This is a genomic window from Mesorhizobium sp. M3A.F.Ca.ET.175.01.1.1, from assembly GCF_004791945.1.
Taxonomy (GTDB): domain Bacteria; phylum Pseudomonadota; class Alphaproteobacteria; order Rhizobiales; family Rhizobiaceae; genus Mesorhizobium.
Map to the genome: position 1 here is coordinate 838,847 of NZ_SRTP01000001.1, position 18,546 is coordinate 857,392.

Annotated in this window: 18 protein-coding genes; 7 read left to right on the forward strand and 11 right to left on the reverse strand. The window is 62.6% G+C overall.

Annotation, left to right across the window (positions count from 1 at the left end; all coding sequences use genetic code 11):
* The first annotated feature begins 12 nt into the window (after positions 1 to 12).
* Together aztC and EN818_RS04205 are read left to right on the forward strand one after the other, a co-directional pair.
* Entirely contained in the window at positions 13 to 954 is a 942-nt protein-coding gene (aztC, locus tag EN818_RS04200; protein WP_135904069.1) for a zinc ABC transporter substrate-binding protein AztC, read from the forward strand.
* A gap of 148 nt (positions 955 to 1,102) precedes the next feature.
* A complete protein-coding gene (locus tag EN818_RS04205; RefSeq protein WP_095808400.1) occupies positions 1,103 to 1,441 on the forward strand; it encodes a TIGR01244 family sulfur transferase in 339 nt (112 codons plus the stop codon).
* 251 nt (positions 1,442 to 1,692) lie between these two features.
* On the opposite strand, the gene EN818_RS04210 is transcribed toward EN818_RS04205, so the two are convergent.
* On the reverse strand, positions 1,693 to 2,160 hold the full coding sequence (locus tag EN818_RS04210; RefSeq protein ID WP_095809133.1) for an Lrp/AsnC family transcriptional regulator: 468 nt from the start codon (positions 2,158 to 2,160) through the stop codon (positions 1,693 to 1,695).
* A 137-nt stretch (positions 2,161 to 2,297) separates the two neighbouring features.
* Between EN818_RS04210 and hppD the strand changes: the two genes are divergently transcribed.
* A complete protein-coding gene (hppD, locus tag EN818_RS04215) occupies positions 2,298 to 3,413 on the forward strand; it encodes a 4-hydroxyphenylpyruvate dioxygenase (protein ID WP_095809134.1) in 1,116 nt (371 codons plus the stop codon).
* A 22-nt stretch (positions 3,414 to 3,435) separates the two neighbouring features.
* On the opposite strand, the gene EN818_RS04220 is transcribed toward hppD, so the two are convergent.
* The 4 genes from EN818_RS04220 to hmgA are packed head-to-tail and all read right to left on the reverse strand — an operon-like array spanning position 3,436 to position 7,205.
* Positions 3,436 to 3,972, reverse strand: a complete 537-nt coding sequence (locus EN818_RS04220) for a DinB family protein (protein WP_095809074.1) — start codon at positions 3,970 to 3,972, stop codon at positions 3,436 to 3,438.
* A gap of 16 nt (positions 3,973 to 3,988) precedes the next feature.
* Positions 3,989 to 5,002, reverse strand: a complete 1,014-nt coding sequence (locus EN818_RS04225) for a fumarylacetoacetate hydrolase family protein (RefSeq protein ID WP_095809075.1) — start codon at positions 5,000 to 5,002, stop codon at positions 3,989 to 3,991.
* Complete coding sequence (locus tag EN818_RS04230) at positions 4,999 to 5,895, reverse strand: MBL fold metallo-hydrolase (RefSeq protein WP_245420663.1); 897 nt, start codon at positions 5,893 to 5,895, stop codon at positions 4,999 to 5,001. Before EN818_RS04230 ends, EN818_RS04225 begins: the two co-directional genes overlap by 4 nt.
* Complete coding sequence (hmgA, locus tag EN818_RS04235; RefSeq protein ID WP_095809135.1) at positions 5,892 to 7,205, reverse strand: homogentisate 1,2-dioxygenase; 1,314 nt, start codon at positions 7,203 to 7,205, stop codon at positions 5,892 to 5,894. The genes EN818_RS04230 and hmgA overlap by 4 nt, the downstream gene beginning before the upstream one ends.
* 126 nt (positions 7,206 to 7,331) lie before the next feature.
* On the opposite strand from hmgA, the gene EN818_RS04240 reads away from it, so the two are divergent.
* The gene (locus EN818_RS04240; RefSeq protein WP_095809076.1) at positions 7,332 to 7,775 is read left to right on the forward strand and encodes a MarR family transcriptional regulator; all 444 of its coding nucleotides are present in this window, start codon (positions 7,332 to 7,334) and stop codon (positions 7,773 to 7,775) included.
* A 192-nt stretch (positions 7,776 to 7,967) separates the two neighbouring features.
* Here the strand turns inward: EN818_RS04240 and tdh are convergent, their stop codons facing one another.
* A complete protein-coding gene (gene tdh / locus EN818_RS04250) occupies positions 7,968 to 9,002 on the reverse strand; it encodes an L-threonine 3-dehydrogenase (protein ID WP_095809077.1) in 1,035 nt (344 codons plus the stop codon).
* Between the two features lie 218 nt (positions 9,003 to 9,220).
* Entirely contained in the window at positions 9,221 to 10,408 is a 1,188-nt protein-coding gene (locus tag EN818_RS04255; RefSeq protein WP_095809137.1) for a glycine C-acetyltransferase, read from the reverse strand.
* A 302-nt stretch (positions 10,409 to 10,710) separates the two neighbouring features.
* On the opposite strand from EN818_RS04255, the gene EN818_RS04260 reads away from it, so the two are divergent.
* Both EN818_RS04260 and queF read left to right on the forward strand, forming a co-directional pair.
* A complete protein-coding gene (locus EN818_RS04260; protein WP_095809078.1) occupies positions 10,711 to 12,780 on the forward strand; it encodes an EAL domain-containing protein in 2,070 nt (689 codons plus the stop codon).
* A gap of 378 nt (positions 12,781 to 13,158) precedes the next feature.
* Positions 13,159 to 13,620: a preQ(1) synthase gene (gene queF / locus EN818_RS04265; protein WP_095809138.1), complete on the forward strand. Its 462-nt coding sequence runs from the start codon at positions 13,159 to 13,161 to the stop codon at positions 13,618 to 13,620.
* Between the two features lie 15 nt (positions 13,621 to 13,635).
* On the opposite strand, the gene EN818_RS04270 is transcribed toward queF, so the two are convergent.
* The 4 genes from EN818_RS04270 to EN818_RS04285 all read right to left on the reverse strand — a co-directional run bounded on the left by EN818_RS04270 (position 13,636) and on the right by EN818_RS04285 (position 17,759).
* The gene (locus tag EN818_RS04270; protein WP_165349847.1) at positions 13,636 to 14,376 is read right to left on the reverse strand and encodes an alpha/beta fold hydrolase; all 741 of its coding nucleotides are present in this window, start codon (positions 14,374 to 14,376) and stop codon (positions 13,636 to 13,638) included.
* A gap of 165 nt (positions 14,377 to 14,541) precedes the next feature.
* Complete coding sequence (locus EN818_RS04275; RefSeq protein ID WP_135904071.1) at positions 14,542 to 15,132, reverse strand: hypothetical protein; 591 nt, start codon at positions 15,130 to 15,132, stop codon at positions 14,542 to 14,544.
* Between the two features lie 5 nt (positions 15,133 to 15,137).
* On the reverse strand, positions 15,138 to 15,617 hold the full coding sequence (locus EN818_RS04280; protein WP_095809080.1) for a DUF3828 domain-containing protein: 480 nt from the start codon (positions 15,615 to 15,617) through the stop codon (positions 15,138 to 15,140).
* Positions 15,618 to 15,722: 105 nt separating this feature from the next.
* Positions 15,723 to 17,759 (reverse strand): NADH:flavin oxidoreductase, encoded by a 2,037-nt coding sequence (locus tag EN818_RS04285; protein WP_095809081.1) that lies wholly within the window; start codon positions 17,757 to 17,759, stop codon positions 15,723 to 15,725.
* A 149-nt stretch (positions 17,760 to 17,908) separates the two neighbouring features.
* Here EN818_RS04285 and EN818_RS04290 point away from each other — a divergent pair, with 149 nt between their 5' ends.
* Positions 17,909 to 18,538: a TetR/AcrR family transcriptional regulator gene (locus tag EN818_RS04290; RefSeq protein ID WP_095809082.1), complete on the forward strand. Its 630-nt coding sequence runs from the start codon at positions 17,909 to 17,911 to the stop codon at positions 18,536 to 18,538.
* The last annotated feature ends 8 nt before the right edge of the window (positions 18,539 to 18,546 follow it).

Below are 18,546 nucleotides of genomic sequence, written 5' to 3' on the forward strand. Positions count from 1 at the left end.
GGAGACTTACCAATGCTGAAATCCATCCGTGCCGCGCTGGCGGTGAGCGTTATAACATTAAGCGCTTTCGCAGCCTCCTCGGCCGTCGCAGCGCCGCTCAAGGTGGTGGCGAGTTTCACGGTGATTGCAGACTTGGCGAAAAATGTCGGCGGTGATCGCGTCAACATCACCACCATCGTCGGCCCGGATGGTGACGCGCATGTCTATCAGCCGAGCCCGGCGGACGCAGTGGCGATGGCGGGCGCCGACGTTGTGCTGGTCAACGGCCTGCATTTCGAAGGCTTTCTGCAGCGCCTGGTCGACGCCAGCGCCACCAAAGCCGTGATCGTCACCCTGACCAAGGGCGTCACGCCGATCGACTTCAAGCCGGAATTCGCCGATGCGGATGCTGCCGAAGGTGCCGGCACCAGCAGGGGCAAGACCGTCACAGATCCGCACGCCTTCCAGTCGATCGCAAACGCCAGGATCTATGTGAAGAATATAGCCGACGCCTTCTGCGCCGCCGACAGCGAGGGCTGCGACAGCTACAAGGCCAACGCCGCCACCTACGCCACCAAGCTCGATGCGCTGGAAGGCGAAGTGAAGGCGGCGATCCAGTCGATCCCTGAAGCGAAGCGCGTGGTCATCACCTCGCACGACGCCTTCGGCTATTTCGAGCACGAATACGGGCTGACCTTCCTGGCACCGCAAGGCATCTCGACCGATTCCGAGCCGTCTGCCGCCGACGTCGCCAAGCTGGTCGAGCAGGTCAAACAGGACAAGGCCGCGGCGATCTTCATCGAGAACATCACCAATCCGCGGCTGATCGAGCAGATCGCCGGCGAGACCGGCATCAAGGTCGGCGGCACGCTCTATTCGGATGCGCTGTCCGGACCCGACGGCCCGGCCTCGACCTATATCGACATGATGCACAACAACATTACGCAGATTAAAGGCGCGATCCTCGGCAGCTGAGCGGCATCGCGTCAACCGGGCCCATGTTGGCCCGGTTGGATTTTCGGGTCCGGGATCGCTATTTGGCAGAGAAATCTTCCGGCATGCATTGCCGCCCCTGCCCGGGAGTGGCAAAACTGCCGCCAAAGAGATCGCGAGGACGATTATCATGGAATACCGCCAGATCAGCGAGGATTACTCGGTCGCCGGGCAGATCCAGCCCGACGACATCGCCGCCATCAAGGACGCCGGCTTCAAGAGCGTGATCTGCAACCGGCCGGACAACGAGCAGCCGGGCCAGCCGTCGGCCGGCAGCGTCAAGGCCGCAGCCGAGGCCGCGGGGCTGGCGTTCCGCTTTATCCCGGTGATCAGCGGCCAGCTCACCATGGAGAATGTCGAGGACCAGGCCGCCGCGCTCGAGGAGCTCGAAGGGCCGGTCTTCGCCTACTGCCGCTCGGGGGCGCGCTGCACCAATCTTTATGGGCTGATCCAGCAGCAGCGGGGGTGAAAGCTTGGCGCATTGGCGAGAGCCAATTCCGCAGTTGGCGATCCTTCGCGCCCCCTCTGTCCTGTCGGACATCTCCCCCACGGGTGGAGAGATTGGCAGCGTTGGCGACGGCGCCATTCCCTGACGTTGGCGATTGGCGAAAGCCGGCGTGACTTCGATCTCCCCCCTCGTGGGTCCGTTCACGGGGAGATGTCCGGCAGGACAGAGGGGGGCGCTGTCCCGCCGTCACATCCAACAAAGATCTCCGCAAACTAAATCGGCAGCGCGCCGGTTTCCTTCAGCGTTTCGAGCACGATCGCCGTCTTCACATGCTGCACAGACTCATGCGGCAAAAGCACCCCGTTGACGAACTCCGACAGTGATTTGAGATCGAGCGTCACCACCTTAAGGATATAGTCCATCTCGCCGGTCAGCGCGTGCGCTTCCTGCACCTCGGGCAGGCGCGCCACCAGTTCGCCGAAGCGGCGGGCATTGTCACGGTTGTGGGTGGCCAAGGTCACCGAGATGACATTGACCAGCGAAAAGCCGAGCCGATCGCGGTCGAGCACGGCGCGATAGCCTTTGATGTAGCCGTCTTCCTCCAGCCGTTGGCGGCGGCGCGAGCATTGCGAGGCCGAGAGGTTCACACGTTCCGAGAGATCGTTGTTGGTGAGCCGCGCATCGCCTTGCAACAGCGCCAGTATCTTGCGATCGAATTGGTCAAGTCGCGCATCATCCACGGATTTTCCTCCATCCATGCATGTTTCGCGCATATCTGCAGCATTTCAAGCAGCTGAATGCAAGCACCGTGCGGCCCTGCGGCGCTATCATAGGCGAAGATGGCCTCGATCGGCCGCAACAGCATTGGAGGACTGCCATGGGCCCCTTCCCGCACGACGCCCCGCCCGCCAGGATCAGCAAGGCGAATCCCGCCGGCACCGATGGCTTCGAGTTCGTCGAGTTCGCGCATCCGGAGCCGGCGAAACTCGCCGATCTCTTCACGCGCATGGGCTATGTCGCGGTGGCGAAGCACCGCAGTAAGGACATCACCGTCTGGCGCCAGGGCGACATCAACTATGTCGTCAACGCCGAACCCGGCTCGCATGCCATGAAGTTCGTCGACAAGCACGGCCCCTGTGCCGCATCGATGGCCTGGCGCGTGGTCGACGCCAAGCATGCTTTCGACCATGCCGTATCGAAGGGCGCTACCCCCTATGAAGGCAAGGACAAGGCGCTCGACGTGCCGGCGATCGTCGGCATTGGCGGCTCGCTGCTCTATTTCATCGAGACCTATGGCGAGAAGGGCTCGGCCTATGACGCCGAGTTCGAGTGGCTGGGCGAGCGCAATCCCAAGCCCGAAGGGGTCGGCTTCTACTACCTCGACCACCTCACCCACAATGTCTATCGCGGCAGCATGGACAAGTGGTGGGACTTTTATCGCGACCTGTTCGGCTTCAAGCAGATCCATTTCTTCGACATAGACGGCAGGATCACCGGTCTGGTCAGTCGCGCCATCACCTCGCCCTGCGGCAAGATCCGCATTCCGCTGAACGAGTCCAAGGACGAGACCAGCCAGATCGCCGAGTATCTGAAGAAGTACAATGGCGAGGGCATCCAGCACATCGCCGTCGGCACCGACGCGATCTACGACGCCACCGACAAGCTCGCCGCCAACGGGCTGAAGTTCATGCCCGGTCCGCCCGACACCTACTATGAGATGTCGCACACCCGCGTGCACGACCATGACGAGCCGATCGAGCGGATGAAGAAGCACGGCATCCTGATCGACGGCGAAGGCGTCGTCGACGGCGGCACGACCAAGATCCTGCTGCAGATCTTCTCCAAGACCGTGATCGGTCCGATCTTCTTCGAGTTCATCCAGCGGAAGGGCGACGAAGGCTTTGGCGAGGGCAATTTCCGCGCACTGTTCGAGTCGATCGAACAGGACCAGATCAAGCGCGGCGTGCTGAAGGTGGACGGCAAGGCAGCGTAGGTCCCGCAAGACGTCGAGCGGCTCACAACCCCAGCCGCTCGACCTCGTCCTTCCTGAGTTTCAGATCGTAATCGAGCAAAAACTCATCCAATTGCGGCGGCGCAACCGAGGTGCCGGAGAGCATCGCGTGGACTTGGCCGCGATGATGGATGTCGTGCAGGAAGACGTGAGCGAGGATATCGCCGATCCGTTCGGGGATCATGCCGTCCTCGCGGCGGTCGGTGATGACGCGGCGGTCGAGATCCGCCTCCAACAGTCCGTCGCAGAAGGCGACAAGCCTGCGGTCGAAATCGACCTGTGCCGCCGCCAGGCTTGCCGCTTCGTCGAAGGGCACGAAGTCGTCGTAGGCCGCGGCGCCGAGCCCGCCACCCGTCAGGAAATCGAGATAGAGATGATCGACCGCCAGAATGTGGTTGAGCGTTTCCCTGATCGAGGGAAAGAAGCTGGTGCGCTTGGCCTCGAACTCGCCCGGTCGAAGCGCCAGGACGGCACGGTAGAGCCGGTCGTTCGACCAGAGATTGTTGCGCGCCATGCGGCGCAGGTGGTCGAGCAGGGTCATCCGCCCGGACTCTCCCTCACCTCTCGTATTTCTCGACCTTCTGCTCGATGGCGCCGAAGATCGAATGGCCGGCCTTGTCCTTCATCTCGATGCGCACCGTGTCGCCGAAGCGCAGGAAGGGCGTCTTCGGTTCGCCGCTCTCGATGGTCTCGATCATGCGCAGTTCGGCGATGCAAGAATAGCCGGCGTCGCCGGCCGAGACCGGCTTGCCGGGTCCGCCGTCGAGCTTGTTGGAGACGGTGCCGGAACCGATGATGGTGCCGGCGGTGAGCGGCCGGGTCTTGGCGGCATGCACGATCAGTGCCGGAAAATCGAAGGTCATGTCGATGCCGGCATTGGCGCGGCCGAAAGGCTTGCCGTTGAGGTCGGCAAGCAGCGGCAGGTTGACCTTGCCGCCATCCCAGGCGTCGCCCAGCTCGTCCGGCGTCACCGCGACGGGCGAGAAGGCGGATGAGGGTTTCGACTGGAAAAAGCCGAAGCCTTTTGCCAGTTCCGGCCCGGTGACGGCGCGCAGCGTCACGTCGTTGACCAGCATGATCAGGCGAATCGCATCCCTTGCCTCGTCCTGCCCGGCGCCCATCGGCACGTCGTCGACAATGACGGCGACCTCGGCCTCCATGTCGATGCCGAAGGCCTCGTCGGCCATGCGGATCGGATCGCGTGGCGGAATGAAGGAGTCCGAGCCGCCCTGATAGATCAGCGGGTCGGTCCAGAAGCTCGCCGGCATCTCGACGCCGCGCGCCTTCCGCACCAGCTCGACATGGTTCACATAGGCCGAGCCGTCCGCCCATTGATAAGCGCGCGGCAGCGGCGAATGCGCGTCATGCTCGTGGAAACGCGCCGAAGGCACGGCGTTGGCCTCGAGCGATTCCGCCATGGCCGCCAGATGCGGCGAGATCCGCCGCCAATCATCGAGCGCGGCCTGCAGCGTCGGCACCAGGAAGGAGGCGTCGGTGAACCGCGTCAGATCGCGCGAGACCACGACCAGCTTCCCGTCGCGCGTCCCGTTCTTCAATGTGGCAAGCTTCATGCGGTTTCCTCTCCTGACGCGGCCTGGTCGCCGCTTAATCGTACAACAAGGCCGTCGCGGGCGATCGTCAAGTCGCCCGGCCATGTTTTCCTGACGGCGGCGATCCAGTCGGCCTCGCCGATCGCGGGATCGTCGGCCGGAATGAGGTGATTGAGCACCAGCCGCTTCACGCCGGCATCGCTGGCGACGCGGCCTGCTTCTTCGGCCAGGCTATGGCTGGCGAAGAGATGCTCGCGTAGCCGCGCGCCGTTGCCGGTCCTGGCGACCAGCCGTTCGACGCCCGCTTCCAGCATGGCTTCGTGGACGAGAATGTCGGCGCCGCGGGCAAAATCGCCCAGGGGCGGGAAGAATGCGGTGTCGGCGGAGAATACCACGCTCCTGCCGCCATGATCGAAGCGCAGCGCGAAGCAGTCGGTCACCGGCGGATGGTCGACGCGCAGCGCCGCTACCGTGAGGCCGCGCTCCTCAAGCACCGTGCCTTCGCCGAACTCCTCGACCGAAACCAGTCCGCGGATATCCGGCCGGCCCTCGTCGACGATGCGGATTTCGATGTCGAATTCCATCGCCTGGCAGAAGTGCTGCCAGCAATGTCCGGTGCCCGGCGGCCCGTAGACGGTCACCGGGGTCGCCAGACCCGCCGTCCAGGCGGTGTGGATCAATGGGCCGAGTTCCAGCACATGGTCGGAATGGAGATGCGTGATGAAGATCAGGTCGAGCGCCTTGAGGCTCACCCCGGCATCGGTCAGGGTGCGCGTGACACCCAACCCGCAATCGAGGACGATCACGCGCCCGCCGATCTCCAGCAGCGACGAACTCGGCCAAGGGCCGCCAGGACGAACCGCCGGCCCGCCCTTGCAGCCGAGAAGGACGAGGCGCTCCGCCGTCTCGCTCAAGACCAGTCGCCCTCGGGCGTGCCGTTGAAGCGCTTCTTCAGTTCGGCCCAGCAGTCGATGTAATTGTCCTGCCGCGTATCGAGCTCGGCGGCATAGCGGGTCAGCATCTGCGGGAATCGGGTCTCGAACATGAAGGCCATGGTGTTGTCGAGCTTGACCGGTTTCAAGTCCGCTCGGCTGGCTTTCTCGAAACCTGGCGCATCCGGCCCGTGCGCCAGCATCAGATTGTGCAGGCTGATACCGCCAGGGATAAAACCTTCCTCCTTGGCATCGTACTGGCCGTGGATCAGGCCCATGAACTCGCTCATGATGTTGCGGTGGTACCAAGGCGGGCGGAAGGTGTTTTCCGCCACCAGCCAGCGCGGCGGGAAAATGACGAAGTCGACATTGGCCGTGCCCTCCTCGCCGCTCGGCGCCGTCAGGACCGTGAAAATCGACGGGTCCGGATGGTCGAACAGAATGGCGCCGACCGGCGAAAATGTAGCAAGATCATACTTAAACGGTGCGTAGTTGCCATGCCACGCGACGACATCCAGCGGCGAATGGCCGATCTCGGTGACATGGAACTGGCCGCACCATTTGACGATCAGCCGGCACGGCGTCTCCTTCTCCTCAAACCAGGCGCAGGGCGTCTTGAAGTCGCGCGGGTTGGCGAGGCAGTTGGCGCCGATCGGGCCGCGGTCCGGCATGGTGAACTTCGCGCCATAGTTCTCGCAGACATAGCCGCGCGCCTCCTGGTCGGTGAGCTCGACCTTGAAGACCAGGCCGCGCGGCAGCACGGCGATCTCGCCGGGCCTTAGCTCGATGATGCCCATCTCGGTGACGAAGCGCAGCGCCCCCACTTGCGGCACGACCATCAGTTCGCCGTCGGCGTTGAAGAAATGATCATCGACCATCGAGCGGTTGGCGACGTAGACATGTGCCGCCATGCCGGATTGGCCGAGCGCGTCGCCGGCGGTGGTCATGGTGCGCATGCCGGAAACGAAGTCGGTCGGCTCGCTGGGCATCGGCGCCGGGCTCCAGCGGTACTGACCGAGCGCGAGCTCGTGGTCGCCGACATTCGGCGCGGTCTTCCATAGAGGATAGTTCGCCGCCTTGAAGCGGCCGGTGTGCCTGACGCTCGGCCGAATGCGGTAAAGCCAGGAGCGCTCGTTGGTGCCGCGCGGCGCGGTGAAGGGCGAGCCGGAAAGCTGCTCGGCATAGAGGCCGTAGGCCGGCCGCTGCGGCGAGTTGCGCCCCTGCGGCAGCGAGCCGGGCAGCGTCTCGGTCTCGAAATCGTTGCCGAAGCCCGGCATGTAGGAAAAGCCCATCCGATCCTCCCTGATCCCGGACTGCCGCTTTCCAGCGTGGCCTTCCGGGACGTTGACCAAACTGGTTTCATTTGTAACCATTGAAAATGTAACTATCAACGGCGAACGCCGCCCTCGGTGGTTTTGATGGAACCGGAAATCCTCGAACTCGAAAGCTTCCTGCCCTACAGGCTCTACCGACTCGCCGATGCCGTCAGCCGCGAGTTCTCGCGCATCTATAAGGAGCGCCACGGGCTGACTCGGCCGGAATGGCGCACGCTATCAGGGTTGGGCCAGCGCGGCACGATGACGGCGACGGAACTCGGCGAGCAATCGGCCATGCACAAGACCAAGGTTTCGCGGGCAGTGGCGGAGTTGGAGCGGCGGCGGTGGCTGACGCGCACACCTGACGAGACCGACCGACGCGTCGAGCATCTGACGCTGACCAAAGCAGGGCTCGCCGTCTATCGCGAGATGGTGCCGCTGGCGAAAGCGTTTGAAAGGGAGTTGCTGGCGAGGGTGAGCGCGGAAGAGCGGGCGGCGATTATAAGTGGGGTGGCGGCGCTGGAGAGGGCTTTGTCTGCTTCGTAGCGATCCTTCACACCCCCCTCTGTCCTGCCGGACATCTCCCCCGCACGGGGGGAGATTGGCAGCTTCCCTGACAGCGCCGCTCCTGCAACGTCGGAGATTGGCGAAAGCCGCGCGACAGTTGATCTCCCTCCTTGCGGGGGAGATGGCCGGCAGGCCAGAGGGGGGTGCTGTCCCGCCGGCGTTTCTAATGAGCTACCAATCCATCACCACCTTGCCCGAACTGCCGCTCCGCATCGCATCGAACCCGACCTGAAAATCGTCGATGCCGATGCGGTGCGTGATCAACCCGGAAACATCAAGCGGACCCTGCACCAGGGCAATCATCTTGTACCAGGTCTCGAACATCTCGCGGCCGTAGATGCCTTTGAGATGCAGCATCTTGAAGATGACCTTGTTCCAGTCGATCTCGAAGCCGGTCGGCGCGATGCCGAGGATGGCGATCTTGCCGCCATTGTTCATGGTGTCGATCATGTCGCGGAAGGCAGGGGCGGCGCCCGACATCTCCAGCCCGACGTCAAAACCTTCGGTCATGCCGAGCGCCGGCATGACGTCGCGCAGCTTCTCTTTCGAGGCATCGACGACATGCTGGACGCCGAGCTTCCTCGCCAGCTCCAGCCGCACCGGATTGATGTCGGTGATGACGACTTTCCGGGCGCCGACGCATTGCGCCACCAGCGCGCCCATGATGCCGATAGGCCCAGCGCCGGTGACCAGCACGTCCTCGCCGACCAGATCGAAGGACAGGGCCGTATGAACCGCATTGCCCAGCGGATCGAAAATGGCGGCGATCTCATCCGGCACGTCATCGGGGATCGGCACGACATTGTGCTGCGGGATCACCAGGTACTCGCCGAAGGCGCCGGGGCGGTTGACGCCGACGCCCAGCGTATTACGGCACAGATGCCCCCTGCCCGCGCGGCAGTTGCGGCAATGGCCGCAGACGATATGTCCCTCGCCGGAGACGCGCTGGCCGACCTTGTATTCGGTGACCTCCGCGCCGTAGTCGGCAACGGTGCCGACAAACTCATGACCCGTCACCATCGGTACCGGCACCGTCTTCTGTGCCCACTGGTCCCAATTGTAGATGTGGACATCGGTGCCGCAGATCGCCGTCTTCTTGACCTTGATGAGAACGTCGTTGGGGCCGATCTCCGGCACCGGCACCTCTTCCATCCAGATGCCCGGCTCGGCCTTGGCCTTCACCAGCGCCTTCATCATGTTGGACATGAGACTCTCCAAAGGCTGCAAACGCTCGCGTTCCCTCGCGCCCCCCTCTGTCCTGCCGGACATCTCTCCCACTTGGGGGGAGATTGGATGTCACGAAGACCTTCGCCAATCTCAAACGTGGAAGAAAGGCGCTGGCGCCAAAGCTGCCGATCTCCCCCCTCGTGGGGGAGATGTCCGGCAGGACAGAGGGGGACGCCGTAGAAAGCAAGCATTCGCTATTATCCGACTATTCCGAGTTCCTTGCCGACTTCGCCAAAGGCCTCGACCGCGCGGTCGATATCGGCGCTGGAATGGGCGGCCGACATCTGGGTGCGGATACGCGCCTGGCCCTTCGGCACCACCGGGAATGAGAAGCCGATGACATAGATGCCGCGCTTCAGCATACGCTGCGCCATCTCCTGCGCCAAAGCCGCATCGCCAAGCATCACCGGAATGATCGGGTGCTCGGCGCCCGCCAGCGTAAAGCCGAGCTTGCCCATCTGAGACCGGAAATGTTGCGCGTTGGCATAGAGGCGCTGGCGCAGCGCATCGCCGTTGCGGATCAGTTCGAACACTTTCAGCGAGGCACCGGCGATCGCCGGCATCAGCGTGTTGGAGAAGAGATAGGGCCGCGAGCGCTGGCGCAGCCAGTCGACCACCTGGCGTTTGCCCGACGTATAGCCGCCGGACGCGCCGCCCAGGGCCTTGCCGAGCGTGCCGGTGATGATGTCCACCCTGCCCTCGACACCGCAATGCTCGGCCGAGCCGCGGCCGTTCCTGCCGACGAAGCCGACCGCATGGCTGTCGTCGACCATCACCATGGCATCGTATTTTTCCGCCAGATCGCAGACCCCTTGCAGGTTGGCTATGATGCCGTCCATCGAGAACACGCCATCGGTGGCGATCAGCCGGAAGCGGCAGTCCTTCGCCTCCTTCAGCCGGGCCTCCAGATCGGTCATGTCATTATTGGCGTAGCGGAAGCGCTTGGCCTTGCAGAGCCTGACGCCGTCGATGATCGAGGCGTGGTTCAGCGCATCCGAGATGACGGCATCGTCCTCGCCGAGCAGGGTCTCGAACAGGCCGCCATTGGCGTCGAAGCAGGAGCCGTAGAGGATCGTGTCCTCCATGCCGAGAAAGGACGAGATGGTGGCTTCGAGCGCCTTGTGCTCCTCCTGCGTGCCGCAGATGAAGCGCACCGACGCCATGCCGTAGCCGTAGCGGTCGAGCGCCTGTTTGGCCGCCTCGCGCAGGTCAGGGCTGTCGGCGAGGCCGAGATAGTTGTTGGCGCAGAAATTCAGCACCCTCTGGCCACCGACCTCGATTTCGGCCGATTGCATGGAGGATATGACCCGTTCGGATTTATAGAGCCCCGCCGATCTCAGCCCTGCGAGTTCTTTGTCGATGTGGGATAGGAAGGCTGCGCTCATGATCCGGCCCTGTTCGCTTCGAGGCGGACTGTCGCGCCGTGGATGAGAAAAATCCATCGCAAAAGCGACCGCTTCGGCGACTTCGCGAAAGCCGGGCCGCAGTTCATCGTGCCAGCGCGATGGGAGATGCATTCAAAATGCGCGGGCCGGGAAACGCCATAATAACCATTCCGGCAGCTTTGTTCTGCAGCCGCGATGAGCGCGCAGCCTGTATGCCTAGCTATTAACCCTTTCAGGTCAAAGGTCTTCCCGCCATCGAAGCCATGGCCAGGATTCTGAAGGGCGGGAGGGATCAACCAGCTATGTCGCAGCAGCCAGTGCACAGCGTTTCGCGCAAGCTGGTTCTGCTGATCAAGAGCGGCTACTGGCTGGCCCTGACGATCATCGCCGCCATGGTGATGGCCGCTTTCATCCTGCTGCAGCAGATGATGGCGGCGCAGCAGCACAACGACGCGCTGCTCAACATCGTCAGCACGCAAAAGGCGCTTTCGCAACGGATCGTCTTTCTCTCCGGCGCAACGGGCGCTGCCGGGCAGGACAAGCAGCCGGCCCTGGTCGCCGCGCTGAAGCAGGCCACGCAGGAATTCGAAACGAATTACGATCTGCTGCTGGACAAGACCGGCGCCGATCCGATCTCGCGGGCGCGTTTCGATCCCAAGTCGATCGAGAATGTGCTGTTCGGCAAGCCGTTCCATCTCGACTATTTCTCCGTCGGCCTGATCGCCAACGGCAAACGCCTGATCTCATCGTTCGAATCCCGGCTTGCGACTGGCAGCGACGGTTACAAGGGAGGTGCCGAGCGCGTCGATCTCGACGCTTCAGTGGCGAATGCGACGCTGGCCGGCTATGCAGCACTCGGCCAGCGCATCAGCGCGTTTGGCCAAGAGCGCTCCAGCCAGTTGCTGGATCTGCATCGGACCTTGTTCTTCGCCACCCTTGGCGTCATCTTGCTGGTTGCGCTGTTCATCTTCCGGCCGATGTCCAAGGCCATCCTGCGCAAGACGCACGAGCTGGTCGACGCGCGCAATTCGATGGCCTTCATCGCCGTGCATGACGGGCTGACCGGCCTGCACAACCGCACCTTCCTCACTGACCATTTCGACACGCTGATCAAGGGCGCGCACCGCCGCCGCGAGCGCCTGGCAGTGATCCAGCTCGACCTCGACCGCTTCAAGCAGATCAACGATTCTCTGGGGCACGCGGCGGGCGACTATGTTCTTGTCGTCACCGCCCAGCGCATGCGCGATTCCTGCCGCGCATCGGATCTGTGCGTGCGGCTCGGCGGCGACGAATTCGTGATGATCCTCAACGGTGCCGGCACCACCGAGGACATCCATATGCTGGCCAAGCGGATCATCGGCCAGATCAACGAACCGATCACCTTCCAGGGCACGACCATCCTGCCCGGTGCCAGCGCCGGCATTGCGGTCTACCCGGTCGATGCCGAAAACGCCCAGGACCTGCTCGTCCATGCCGATCTCGCGCTCTATTCCGCCAAGAAGATGGGCGGCGGCAGCTTCTCCTTCTTCTCCGAGGAGCTGCGGCGCGAGCTCGACTACCGCAAGCAACTCGAGCAGGACATTCGCACCGCCATCGCGGAAAAGACTTTCGAGGTCTATTTCCAGCCGCAGGTATCGCTCACCAGCGGCAAGATCAGCGGCATCGAGGCGCTGGTGCGCTGGAAGCATGCGTCGCGCGGCATGATCTCGCCGGGCGAGTTCATCCCGGTCGCGGAAAAATGCGGCTTCATGCCGGATATCGGCCGCATCGTCATCACCAAAGCCATCAACGAAGCGGCCGAATGGGACCGCGCCGGCATCGATTTCGGACGCATCGCCGTCAACGTCTCGGGCACCGAGCTGCGCGAACCGGATTTCGACACCTTCCTGTTCGGGACCCTGGAACGGGCCGGACTAGCGCCGCAGAAGCTGTCGCTGGAAATCGTCGAATCCGTCATCCTCGACGACGAGAAGACGGGCATCGCCGCCAAGCTCAGGCATATCCGCGCCGCCGGCGTGCATCTCGAGCTCGACGATTTCGGCACCGGCTATGCTTCGCTCAGCCATGTCAATCCGAACGAGATCGACCGGCTCAAGATCGACCGCCGCTTCGTCCAGAACATCAACGAGAATGGCGACAACACCAAGATCGTGCGCGCCATCACCGAGCTTGCCCGCGGGCTCGGCATCTCGATCGTCGCCGAGGGCGCCGAGACCGAAGCCGAACTGGACTCGCTGATGGCCATCGGCTGCGACCAGGTGCAGGGCTATTCCATCGCCTTCCCGATGCCGCAGGACAAGGCGCGCGAATGGCTGCTGGCGCGCAGCCCGAAGAGAGCGAAGCTGAAGGTGCTGCAGGGCAACCTCGCTTAGGCCGGCCGAGCAACTGGTTAGCCGCTACTGATCCTGTCTCCTGTTCTAGCTCCAACAATCGCGCGGCGTGGCGCCAATGCAGAGGTTGTGCAAGCCTCGGATCGGCGCCAGAAAATTGCAAAACTGGCAGACCAAGTCCAGCCCGCCAGCGCGGTCGTCGCTGGTTGTCGTGTTCCTGCCGTTTAATTCGCGCGCCAGAATCCTGCTGCTCCCGCTTCCATTTCACGCATCGCATTCATATGAAAACCGCTGCGCCCCTTTCACTCAGGTGCTAAATGAGCGCCCAATCGCGCCGCTCCCATCGGATCGCGGCGCATTTTCCAGCTTTGATTGCGGCTGCCGCCGTCGACGTTTTCAGGCGGCAGCAAGGAGCCGCCCATGACCGATGCAAAGAACCTCACCCAACTCGGCAAGCACGTCGAGACGCCACCGCGTCCAGAACAGGCGGTTCTGGAAACCGTGCCATTCTCGCGCGGTGATGGGCCGCCGGCGATCGTGCGTTTTACCTGCCCGGAGTTCACCTCGCTGTGCCCGGTCACCGGCCAGCCAGACTTCGCCCACATCGTCATCGACTACGCACCGGACAAGACGCTGGTGGAATCGAAATCGTTGAAGCTGTTCATGACTTCGTTCCGCAATCACGGCGCCTTCCATGAGGAATGCACAGTCATGATCGGCCGACGCATCGTCGAGGCGACCAAGCCGCTCTGGCTGCGTGTCGGCGGCTACTGGTTCCCGCGCGGCGGAATCCCGATCGACGTGTTCTGGCAGACGGGCGCACCGCCGGAAGGTGCGTGGCTGCCCGACACGGGCGTCGCGCCCTATCGCGGGAGAGGTTGAGCCGCTGGACACCCGTCAGGGAGGATTGACACCGGGTCGGCAGAGGTTTTTTGAAAGGAACGGCAGAACCGCGTCGCTGTAGCGCTGCTCGTCGTGGCGCAGCAGATCAACGTGGCCAGCCCGGTCGAACCAGACCAACTCTGATCCGCGCGCGGCGTTTTGCAAGGCCATGACCTGCCCTTGATCGATGAAGGGATCGATGCCGCCGGCAAGCAGCATGAGCGGTTTGCCGAGCTTGCCGAGACGATCGACGGGCCTGACATCATCGGCGCCGAAACCGAGACGCAGCGGCATTTGGGCCAAAAGGACATCCACCTGGAAGCGTCGCGCGACGTGAAAGGGCATGCGCCAAGCTGTCGTCTCCCTCAGGCTCGCGTAGAGTTGCTCCAGTACATAAGCGTCGGCTCGGGCCTCTGGCGCGGCAAAGACAAGTGATGCAGCACCCAGCGATGAGCCGACAGCGCCAAGCTTCTGGCCGGTAAAGCGCTGTCTCGCATAGGCTAGGATGCGAGCCGCGTCCTTTCCTTCGCTGTAGCCAAAGCCCTGAACCGTGCCACCGCTCTCGCCATGTCCCGACAGATCGAACAGTACGACGGAGTAGCCGGCGTCGAACAGCAGTTTTGCTCTTTGCACCATGGCAAGCCTATTGGCGCCGCGCCCATGCAAAAGGACGATGGCGCCGCAACTGCCTTCTCGCTGCGCCACCCAGCCGGCGAGTTCTGGCGCGCCAGCCTGCTCGAGTTCGACGCGATCCACAGGCAGATCGCTTGCCGCTGTCAGGCTCTCGCGTGGCTTGCGGGCGATCAGCGTCGTTCCGACAGCCCAATCGACACAAGCGGCGACGCACAGTCCGACGCCGGCAGTCATGAGAAGAGCACGAAATCTCATCGGCGATTGCCTGGCGGCGATTTCATCGGCGGCTCACTCGCACTGGTAGTGGCTCAGCGCCCATTCTCCGGTGACCGACAGAAGGTCGGATATCTTCCAGTCGCCGCCAATCTTCTTCAACTTCCACTCGAGGCGGTGCTGGTTGCCGGCGACGACGAAGGCGACGACGACCTTGGCTTCGTCGCCCTTGACCGCCTCGATGGTCTTCAGGCTGCCGTCTATGGCCGCTTTGTCATAATTGGCATTGTCGAGCGCCATGTTGGGATCGAGACATTCGCCCTGCCCCGATTGCCGAAGCGCATCGCTTTTGTCGAGCACGGTCTTGGCCGGATCGATGAAGTTCTTACGCTCAGTTGGATCGAGCTCCAACCCGAGATGCTCGTAGAAGGGCTTGACCAGCGCCGTCGGCGAGCCCGGCAGGACGGGTGCGACCGGGGCGTTTTCCGCAGGCGGCGATGCGGCCGGCGGATTGGCGGGCAACGTATCGTCCGCAGGCGCATTGCTGGAGTCGGATGGCGGCTTTTGCGGCGGCGTGCCGAACAGGCCTTGCGCCGAGGCGGCGTCGCTCAGCCCAGCAGTCAGCATCGAGACCATTGGAAACGCCAGGACAAGGCGACGAAGCAACTGAATCACTCCGCCGTCGAACCAGACATGCATTCGAGAGCGCTCAGCGTCCAGCCGCTGGATTTGGAAGCGATATCGGCGATCTTCCATTTGCCGTCGATCTTCTTCAGAGACCAGATCATTTCGCGTTTGGAATCATCGCCTTCCGGAAAGAGATTGAAGGTCACGGTGACGCTGGCGCTATCGCCGTCCACCTGTTCCGAAAGCTTCAGCGTCTTGGCGACGGTCTTCTCGTCATAGTCCTGAGCGTCGAGACCGGGGGCGAAGTCGATGCACGGCACCTCGTCCGGCTTGTTCTTCTGCACCTGATCATTGAGCTCGAAAAGCTTGGTCACCGGCTCGGTGAAACGATCGCGGTATCTCAGGTCGGCCTCGAATTTGACTTCGGGCCTGTAGAAGAACTTCACCGCATTGGATGCCGGCCCGGCCAGGGCGGCCGCAGGCGCTGCGATCGAGAGGGCGGCGGCAAGCACAGTCAGTCTCATCCGATAAGCTCCAGGCTTCGTGGCGGGAACCATTCAATACCACGAATCCTGGGGCTGGTTAGGGCTGAACCTGTGTTGTGGGTGAGCGGAGCCCGCTGCCGGCCATCAGATATCCTTCGCCAGACGCAACGCATCGTAGATCGCGGCGTGGGTGTTGCGAGCCGAGACAGCGTCTCCGATGCGGAAGAGCTGAAATCGGCCCTGCGGATTGCGTGCGACCGATTGCGGTTGCCCGGCGATGAGCTCATCGTGCGAGATCTCGCCTTGGTTGGTCGATTTGGGTTTCAGTTCGAAATAGATGTCGTCGAGCGGTATGGTGCCGTGATTGACGACAATCTGGTCCACGACACGCTGCTTGGACACGCCGCCGTAGTCGCTGCCGACATGTGCAATGAGCTGGTTGCCGCTCTTTTCGACAAACTCGAGCCGATAGGTCACCGTGAAGGTCACATCGAGCTTCTGAAGAGATCTCATATAGGGCACGAGATTCATGGCCATGACCTCGGGTGAGAAGGACCGGTCCGGTGTCATGATCTCGACCTTTCCGCCGGCACCCGCGATGAATTCGGCAGCTTGCAGCGCTGCGTGGTCACCGGCGTCGTCGAAGATGAGAACATTGGTCCCCGGCTTCACGTCTCCCGAGATGATATCCCATGAGGACACCACCAACTCGTTGCCCTTGGAAAGCACCTCGGTGTGCGCCACCCCGCCCGTGGCAATGATGACGACGTCCGGATTCTCGGCCTCGATGGTTTCGGCTTCCGCCCAGGTGTTGAACTGGATGGACACTCCGTGCTTTTCGCACTGGGCCATGCGCCAATCGATGATGCTCATCATCTCCCTGCGACGCGGGCTCTGCGCCGTCAGGCGTATCTGCCCTCCGGGATGGCTTGCGGCCTCGAAGACCACCACCTCATGTCCGCGCTCACCCGCCACGCGGGCCGCCTCCAGGCCTGCCGGACCGGCACCCACGACGACAACTTTCTTGCGGGTCTCGGCCTTGGCGACGACGTGCGGCATGGTCAGCTCGCGACCTGTCGCGGCATTGTGGATGCAGTATGCCGCTCCACCCTGGTAGATACGGTCAAGGCAATAGTTGGCGCCCACACAGGGCCTGATTTCCTCTTCGCGCTTCTCGATGATCTTGCGCACGATGTGCGGATCGGTCATGTGAGCGCGCGTCATGCCGATCATGTCCACCTTGCCCGACGCGATCGCGTGGCGCGCAGTCGCCACGTCCGGTATCTTCGCTGCATGGAAGGTTGGGAAGTTCGTCGCAGCGCGAATCTCGCCCGCAAAATCGAGGTGCGGCGAGTTGGTCATTCCCTGGATGGGAATAACGTCCGTCAAGCCCGCATCGGTGTCGATGTGGCCGCGGATCACGTTGAGGTAGTCGACAAGTCCGCTTTCCTTGAGGCGCTTGGAGATTTCAAGGCCCTCCGACTTGCCGGTGCCGCCGGGGAGACATTCATCCGCAGTGTATCGCAGGCCCAGGATGAAGTCCTCGCCCACCCGTGACCGGATCGCCTTCAAGACATCCAGGCAGAAGCGCAGGCGATTGTCGAGGGATCCGCCATAGGGACCGTCAAGCTCGTTGGTGAGCGGTGACGTGAACTGATCGAGCAGGTGGCCGTAGGCCTCGAGTTCGACGCCATCCATCCCGCCCGCCTTCATTCGCTCGGCGGCGTCTGCGAAGTCTTTGATGATGCGCTCGATATCCCAATCTTCGATCTTCTTGGGAAACGCGCGATGTGAGGCCTCACGGTGATGGGACGGAGCCACGACCGGAAGCCAATCGCCCTTGTCCCAGCGTGTGCGCCGCCCGAGATGGGTGAGCTGGATCATGATGGCGGCGCCCTCTTCGTGGACCGCATCGGTCATCTGCTTGATCCACGGCACGATCTCGTCCTTGTAGGCGAGCAGGTTGTTGAAAACAGGAGGGCTGTCCTTCGAAACCGCCGCAGACCCGGCTGTCATCGTCATCGCCACACCGCCCTTGGCCCTTTCCAGCGTGTAAGCACGATAACGCTCCTTCGGCATCCCATCCTCCGGATAGGCCGGCTCGTGCGACGTCACGATGATGCGATTGCGCAGGGTCAAATGCTTGAGCTTGTAAGGCTGCAGAAGGGGATCGTTCGACATCCGACGGACTCCGGGCTGAGACAGGCAAGCGTGAACGCTATTCGAAAATGTACATCTGTGTCAAGTTCATGTTCTAAGATGTCAGCTTAATCGACGTAGGCGTACATTTTGCTGGTTCTGACTTCGACATTTTGTTAGGAAGCAAGCTCATGGAGCAAATTTCGAACGATAGCCGATGGCGCGGATCTGCGGAGGGGTGGCTCGAAGCCGCCTACGACCTGCTTCTCGAATCCGGAGTCGATACCGTCAGAATTTCGCCCCTTGCCAAGACGCTGGGCCTGTCGCGCACCAGCTTCTATTGGTTCTTCAAGGATCGGGAAGAACTGCTTGCAGCGCTGGTGACCCGTTGGCGGGACAAGAACACCGGCAACCTCGTCAAGCAGGCCGAGGCATATGCCGAGACGGTCGCCGAAGCGATGCTGAACGTCTTCGACTGCTGGCTCGACAAGTCCTTGTTCGATTCTCCGTTCGAGTTCGCGGTCAGAAGCTGGGCGCTTCAGTCTCCCGACATTCTGGCGGAGGTGCAGAAAGCCGACCAGATGCGGCTCGACGCGATGAGCCAAATGTTCATCCGCTTCGGCTACGAGCAGAGCTCAGCCGACGCCCGAGCGCGCACCGTCTACCTCGTGCAGATCGGCTACATCTCAATGCAGACCAAGGAAGATCTCGCGGCCCGCATGAAGCGAATTCCCAAATATGTGGAGATCTTCACCGGGAAGTCTCCCCAGCAGCGCGAACTGGACCGTTTCTTCGCCAGGCATAGCTATTCGGGGAATTGAAGCAACGT

Excerpts from the sequence above, each read along its gene's own strand:
- tdh (WP_095809077.1), bottom strand. The coding sequence starts at position 9,002 with ATGTCCAACATGATGAAGGCGCTGGTGAAGGCCAAGGCCGAGCCGGGC.
- EN818_RS04255 (WP_095809137.1), bottom strand. The coding sequence starts at position 10,408 with ATGAGCGCAGCCTTCCTATCCCACATCGACAAAGAACTCGCAGGGCTG.
- EN818_RS04260 (WP_095809078.1), top strand. The coding sequence starts at position 10,711 with ATGTCGCAGCAGCCAGTGCACAGCGTTTCGCGCAAGCTGGTTCTGCTG.
- EN818_RS04285 (WP_095809081.1), bottom strand. The coding sequence starts at position 17,759 with ATGTCGAACGATCCCCTTCTGCAGCCTTACAAGCTCAAGCATTTGACC.
- hppD (WP_095809134.1), top strand. The coding sequence starts at position 2,298 with ATGGGCCCCTTCCCGCACGACGCCCCGCCCGCCAGGATCAGCAAGGCG.
- aztC (WP_135904069.1), top strand. The coding sequence starts at position 13 with ATGCTGAAATCCATCCGTGCCGCGCTGGCGGTGAGCGTTATAACATTA.
- EN818_RS04280 (WP_095809080.1), bottom strand. The coding sequence starts at position 15,617 with ATGAGACTGACTGTGCTTGCCGCCGCCCTCTCGATCGCAGCGCCTGCG.
- EN818_RS04220 (WP_095809074.1), bottom strand. The coding sequence starts at position 3,972 with ATGACCCTGCTCGACCACCTGCGCCGCATGGCGCGCAACAATCTCTGG.
- queF (WP_095809138.1), top strand. The coding sequence starts at position 13,159 with ATGACCGATGCAAAGAACCTCACCCAACTCGGCAAGCACGTCGAGACG.
- EN818_RS04225 (WP_095809075.1), bottom strand. The coding sequence starts at position 5,002 with ATGAAGCTTGCCACATTGAAGAACGGGACGCGCGACGGGAAGCTGGTC.
- EN818_RS04240 (WP_095809076.1), top strand. The coding sequence starts at position 7,332 with ATGGAACCGGAAATCCTCGAACTCGAAAGCTTCCTGCCCTACAGGCTC.
- hmgA (WP_095809135.1), bottom strand. The coding sequence starts at position 7,205 with ATGGGCTTTTCCTACATGCCGGGCTTCGGCAACGATTTCGAGACCGAG.
- EN818_RS04290 (WP_095809082.1), top strand. The coding sequence starts at position 17,909 with ATGGAGCAAATTTCGAACGATAGCCGATGGCGCGGATCTGCGGAGGGG.
- EN818_RS04205 (WP_095808400.1), top strand. The coding sequence starts at position 1,103 with ATGGAATACCGCCAGATCAGCGAGGATTACTCGGTCGCCGGGCAGATC.